1 protein-coding gene and 2 pseudogenes are annotated in these 6329 nt (G+C 74.7%); 1 reads left to right on the top strand and 2 read right to left on the bottom strand.

The window, feature by feature from the left end:
* Window positions 1-25 precede the first annotated feature (25 nt).
* Window positions 26-649: pseudogene (locus AB0C26_RS23075) on the bottom strand (helix-turn-helix domain-containing protein); the annotation flags it as partial.
* 113 nt (window positions 650-762) lie between these two features.
* On the opposite strand from AB0C26_RS23075, the pseudogene AB0C26_RS23080 reads away from it, so the two are divergent.
* A pseudogene (locus tag AB0C26_RS23080) lies at window positions 763-2778 on the top strand (methyltransferase domain-containing protein); the annotation flags it as partial.
* Here AB0C26_RS23080 and AB0C26_RS23085 read toward each other — a convergent pair.
* Window positions 2735-5773 carry an AAA family ATPase gene (locus tag AB0C26_RS23085; RefSeq protein WP_360250886.1) on the bottom strand — a complete coding sequence of 1013 codons (3039 nt, stop codon included), beginning with the start codon at window positions 5771-5773 and terminating at the stop codon, window positions 2735-2737. The pseudogene AB0C26_RS23080 and the gene AB0C26_RS23085 overlap by 44 nt on opposite strands.
* Window positions 5774-6329 lie beyond the last annotated feature (556 nt).

Genomic DNA, 6329 nt, shown 5'->3' on the forward strand with positions numbered 1-6329 from the left:
CGCGGTGCTCGGCCCACCACGTACGGAAATCGGCGTCGCGGACGGCGAGCTCGCCGACCAGCCGGGCCAGTTCGGGGTCGTCGGGGCCGGCCGCGGCCCGGGTGCGCAGCGCGGCGACGGCGTCCCGGGCGTCGTGCGGCCAATCGGCGTGCAGGGCCCGCATGCCGGGATCGGTGAACAGGAGACGGACGTAGTTGCGCTCCCTCTCGGGCACGGCGGCGAAATCGGTGAACAGGGCGGCGGCCGCGCTGTTCCACGCGAGCACGTCCATCCGCCGGCCCAGCACGATCGCGGGCGACTCGGCCAGCTGGTCGAGCAGGCGCCGCATGGCCGGGCGCAGCCGCTGCGCGGACCGGCGGCGCCGCGGGCGGGCGTCGGTCTTGCCCGCGACCTCGTACAGATAAGCCTCCTGGTCCTCGTCGAGCCGCAGAGCGCGGGCCAGCGGCGCCAGCACCGAGGCCGACGCCGCCACCCGCCCCTGCTCGAGCCGCGTGTAGTAGTCGACGCTGATCGCCGCCAGCGCCGCCACCTCCGCACGCCGCAGCCCGGTGACCCGGCGGCGGTCGTCGTACTCGGGCAGCCCCACGGCCCGCGGCGTCAGCTCGGCGCGCCGTGCCTTGAGGAAGTCGCCCAGCTCGGAGGGGGTCATGAACCCATACTGCGCGCCCACCCGTCCCTCCGGCAGGGCAGAAACCTTCCCCCTTTGGTTTCGATTTTCACGAGCCGTCCACCGAGGCCGCCCGGCGACTCGCGGCCGAGCGCGGACTGTCGGAGCTGGTGAGCTTCGAGGTCGCGACCGCCGACGGTTTCCCCGGCACCGGCTACGACCTCGTCACCTTCTTCGACTGCCTGCACTTCCTGGGCGACCCGGGCGCGGCGCTGCGTCACATCGAGCGGGCCCTGGCCCCGGACGGCAGCCTGCTCATCGTCGAGCCCACCACGTCGGGCGACCCGGCCGGCAGCGTCGACCCGATCGGCCGCTCCTTCGGCTCGACCTCGGTCGTGCTCTGCCTGCCGGCCGCGCTCGCCCAGAAGGGCCCGTACGCCCTCGGCAACCACGCCGGTGAGGAGGTCATGCGGGCCATCGCGGCCGAGGCGGGCCTGCGTGCGACGTCACGCGCTAGGGGTTCATCCCGGGCACACCGGTTCCGGCCCGTGGTGGGGCCAGGGATGACGACGGGCTCGGTGGGACCGGCGGCCGGGGCACGCTACTTCACGACACAGATCATGAAGGGACCATCCCATGGCTTCTCCCACTCCCACCCGGCGCACCGTTCTCCAGGGCGGCCTCGCGGCCGGCGTCGCCGTCGCCGCCACCGCGACCGGCGCGCTCGGCGTCAGCCCGGCCGTCGCGGCCACCGGCTCGGCGCCGGCCGCCTCGGGCCGGATCCGGCCGTTCCGGGTCTCCGTCGCGGGCAGCCGGCTCACCGAGCTGCGCCACCGGATCGGCTCGACCCGGTGGCCCAGCCGGGAACTGGTCAAGGACCGCGAGCAGGGCGTGCAACTGGCGGCGGCGCAGGCCCTGGCCACGTACTGGAAGACCAGGTACGACTGGCGCCGGTTCGAGGCCAAAATCAACAAGCTGCCGCAGTTCATGACCGAGATCGACGGCGTCGACGTGCACTTCATCCACCTGCGCTCGCCCCACAAGGACGCGCTGCCGCTGCTCGCCACGCACGGCTGGCCCGGCTCGATCGTCGAGTTCCTGGACGCGGCCGGCCCGCTCACCAACCCGACCGCGCACGGCGGGCAGGCGTCCGACGCGTTCCACCTGATCATCCCGTCGATCCCCGGCTACGGCTTCGCCAGCCAGCCGACCGTGACCGGCTGGGACCAGAACCGCATCGCGAAAGCCTGGGCCGAACTCATGAAGCGCCTCGGCTACACCCGGTACGTGGCCCAGGGCGGCGACGCCGGCGCCGCCGTCACCGACGCCCTGGCCCGCCAGGCGCCCACCGGCCTGGCCGGCATCCACCTGAACCTGCTGCTGTCCGCGCTCGGCGGCGCCCCGGTGCCGACCACCACGGCCGAGGAGCAGGCGGCCAAGGCGGCCCTCACCGTCTTCCAGACGACCGGCAGCGCCTACCTGACGGAGCAGTCGTTCCGCCCGGAGACGATCGGCTACGCGCTGTCCGACTCGCCGGCCGCCCTCGCGGCCTGGATGCTCGACCACGACACCGACAGCTACCAGAAAATCGCCAGGACGTTCCTGGGCGCCTCGCCGTCCGGCAACCTCACCCGCGACCACGTGCTGGACAACATCAGCCTGTACTGGCTGACCGGCACCGGCGTCTCGGCGGCCCGCCTCTACTGGGAGAGCGCCCACCCGCAGAGCGCCACCGCCCCGGCCGCGATCACCATCCCGGTCGGCTTCAGCGCCTTCCCCGGCGAGATCTTCCAGGCGCCGCGCAGCTGGGTCGAGGCCACGTACCCGACCCTGAAGTACTACAACAAGCCGGCCAAGGGTGGCCACTTCGCTGCCTGGGAGGAGCCCCTGCTGTTCACGAACGAGGTCCGGGCGGCGTTCCGCTCCCTCCGCAAGTAAGGGAACCCACGCGGCGAGGGCCGCGCGCAACTGGGTGCCGGCTTCGTAGGCGCGGCCCAGCTCGGGTACGGCAAGTCGCCGTACCCGAGCTGGGCCCTGTCTTGTTGCCGGCGCAACCGGTGCGGGTGCGCAAGCTCGATGGCTCCCCGGTAGCAGCCCTCGGCCTCGGCCCCAGGGCCGGCCTGTGTCTCAGGCGACGGGCAGGGCCTTGGGCAGGTCGCGGCGGGAGGTGACGCCGACCTTGGTGAAGACCTTGCGCAGGTGCCACTCGACCGTGCGAGGGCTCAGGAACAGCTCGGCGGCGATCTCCGCGTTGGTCCGGCCGGCCGCGGCCAGCTGCGCGACGGCCGCCTCCTGACGGGTCAACTGCTCCCGTACGCCGGTGGGCCGCTCCTGGACCACGGCCTGGCCCATGAGGGCGAGCTCGCGGGCGGCCCGCTCGGCGTAGCCGGGGGCGCCCATCGCGGTGAAGGCGTGGTGGGCGGCGCGCAGCTCGGCTCGGGCCTCCTCGAAGCGGCGCTCGCGACGCAGGTAGGAGCCGAACAGCAGGCGGGCCCGGCACAGGGCGGCGGTGATGTCCTGGCCGGTGAGGAGTTCGATCGCGGTGCGGTAGTGCTTCTCGGCGGCCGGCGCGGGAGACGTCAGGGCGTCCATCAGGGCCTGGATACCCAGCGCCAGCGGGGTCGGCGTCTCGGCCGTGATCGCGGCCAGCCGGTCGCGGGCGGCGGTGGCCACCTCGGGCCGGCCGGCGAGGGCGGCCGCCTCGATGAGCTCGTGCAGCGGCCAGTTGCCGAGCGCGAAATCGCCGTGGGCCACGGCTTCCTCGGCCGCGGCCAGCGCCGCCCGGTGATCGCCGCTTCCATTGTGGAGGATGGCGAGCGCGTGGCAGGCCAGCGCGTGCAGCCGGCCGTCGCCCTGGGCGGCCGCCTCGCGCTTACGTTCGTCGAACAGCGCGGTGGCCGTCTCCACCGGCCCTGTGTACGCCGCGAGGACCAGCCGGGAGAATTGGTAGACCGACGCCCCGGTGGCCCGGATGACCTCGTCGATCTCGCCCATCATGCCGGCCGCCTCGCCGAGCCGGCCGGCGTAGATCATGATGTTGGCCCGGATCGCGAGCGCGTTGGGCAGCAGCGAGAGCGCCCCGCTGCCGACCGCGGCCCGGATCGCGGCCTCGCTCATCTGCTTGACCAGGTCGAGGCGGTAGACCTCGTAGCCGACCAGCGAGCTGAGCCAGATGAAGCGGGAGTCGGCGACGGCGAGCGCGCGGTGCAGCAACGGCAGGGACGCCGTACGCCCGTCGAGCACCCAGGAGACGAGCCCGGCCAGGAGCAGATCGGGGAACGTCTCGCCGGCCGGGGCCAGCTCGCGGGCCGACAGGGCGGCCCGGCGCAGGTCGTCGCCGCCGAACCGGCCGGTGTACATGGCGGCCGTGACGGCCAGCAGGAAGGTGTCCCGCGAGGCTTCCGGGTCGGCCGCCGCCAGCCGTTGCGCCGCGGCCAGCAGCGGCGCGAAGGCCTCCCGCTTGGAGCGCAGCGCGAAGTCGACCTGGGCCCGCAGCCGGGAGACCAGCGTCTGCCGCAGGCTGTCGAGCGGCGCCATCTCGGCCGCCGACAGGAGCCGGGTCACCCGGTCGTACGAGCCGGCGTACGCCGCCGCGTCGGCCGCCGACACGAGCAGCGTCCCGCGCCGGGCCGGGTCGGTGGCCAGCGACGCGGCCCGTTCGAGGAAGGCGGAGGCGGCCGACCAGCCGCCGCGGGCCCGGGCCCGGTCGGCCGAGCCCTCGAGCTCGGCCGCGACCTCGTCGTCCTCACCGAGGACGGCGTGGGCACGGTGCCAGGCCCGGCGGTCCGGGTCCCGGGCCGGGTCGGTGACCTCGGCCAGGGCGGCGTGGACCTGGCGCAGCTCGTCCGGCTCGCCGGAATGCCAGGCGGCGGCCCGCACGAGCGGGTGGCGGAACCGGATTCCGGTGCCGATGTCGAGAAGCCGCTCCTGCTGGGCCGGGACGGCCGCCCAGGCGCCGACACCGAGCCGGTCGAGGGCCCGCCACAGCAACTGGGCGTCGCCGACCGGCTCGACCGCGGCGGCCAGCAGGACCGTGCGGGTCTCGGGCGGCAGGGCCGCGATCCGCCGGCGGAAGCCCTCCTCGACCCGGTTCTCCAGCGGGGCCCGGCTGTAACCGCCGAAGCCGAAGGCCAGTTCGGCCGGGGTCAGCCCGCGCGGCAGTTCGAGGATCGCGAGGGGGTTGCCGCGGGTCTCGGCCACGATCCGGTCGCGGACGCGAGGATCGACCGGCCCGATCAGCACCGAATCGAGCAGCGCCCGGGCATCCGGTTCGGCCAGGCCCTCGACGGCGAGCTGAGGGATGCCCTCGAAGCCGGTGGCGTCGCGGGCGGCGAGCACCAGCCCGACCGACTCGCTCGACAGCCGGCGGGCCACGAAACCGAGCGTCACCGCGGACGCCCGGTCGATCCACTGGATGTCGTCGACCACGCACAGCAGCGGTTGTTCGGCCGCCGCCTCGGACAGCAGCCCGAGCACCGCCACGCCGACCAGCAGCCGCTCCGGCGGCGGTCCCGCGGCCAGCCCGAACGCCGTGCTCAGGGCTTCGCGCTGCGGGACCGCGAGCCGGTCGAGATGGCCGAGCAGCGGCACGCAGAGCCGCAGCAGCGCCGAATAGGCGATCTCCGACTCGGACTCGACACCGGCCGCGCGCAGCACGCGGACCGAGCCGGCCCGGCCGGCCAGATATTCCAGCAGGGCGGTCTTGCCGCTGCCGGACGGGCCGAGCAGCACCAGCGCGCGGCTCTGACCGGAGCGGACCGCGCTCAGCAGCGCGTCGAGCTCGTCCTGCTCTCGGCGGCGTCCCACCAGATCGGTCGTGTCGACGGCCTCGACGAGTTCCTCGACCCCCCGCGCGGACAGGTCGATCTTCGACAGGAAGCCGATCGCCGGGCTGGCCGCGATCAGGTCGGCGTAGTCCTCGCCGGAATGGGTGGAAATCATGATCACCGGGGTCGGCGCCAGGCGCGCGGCCAGGTCGAAGCCGCTCTCGCTGCCCAGGTTGATGTCGACCAGCGCCACGTCGGGGTGCAGCTCCGCGGTCCGCTCGAGGGCGCCGGCGATGTTCTCGGCCGTGCCCGCGACGGTCAGGCCCTCGCGCTGCAGAAGGTCACGGGCAGCGAGCAGGAATTGCCGATTGTCGTCGACGAGCAGGCAGCGCAGGGTCACCCGGCCAGCGTGCCAGTCGCGGCCCAGCCCCCGCATTCCTGCCAGCCGGTAGTTGAGGGTGTCCCGTTCGGCCCGGTCTCGCTGTGAGCAGACCCACCACGTCGCCGGCTGAACCGAGCGGGCGTGGTTGCGTGGACAAGGTCGTGATCTGGAGGCTGGGAGGTCGGCTGCGGTGCCGAGGGAGGGCTCGGCGACGCGCCGAGCGGGAGCGGGCCGCCCTCCAGCGGATCGCCACCCTGGTGGCGCGGAGGCCGCCGCGCTCGGCGTTGTTCACCGTCGTCGCGGAGGAGGCCGGGCGCCTGCTGGACGCGGCCGAAACCCGGCTGTCCCGTTTCACCGGCGACCGGAGCGCGACTGTCGTGGGGCACTGGGGTTCGTCGAGCTCCCCACTCGGTGAGGAGCTGATCGCCAGGATGGCCCGCAGCGGCCGGGCGGTGGGGGGGGGGGGGGGGCCGGCGCGGGGGGGCCCCGGCGGCGCGGGGGGGGGGGGGGGGGGGGTGGGCGCGGGCGCGGCCGCCCCCCGCCGCGCCCGGCCCCCGGCCCCCCGGCCGACCCG

Source organism: Actinoplanes sp. NPDC048796 (assembly GCF_040650035.1).
GTDB lineage: Bacteria > Actinomycetota > Actinomycetes > Mycobacteriales > Micromonosporaceae > Actinoplanes.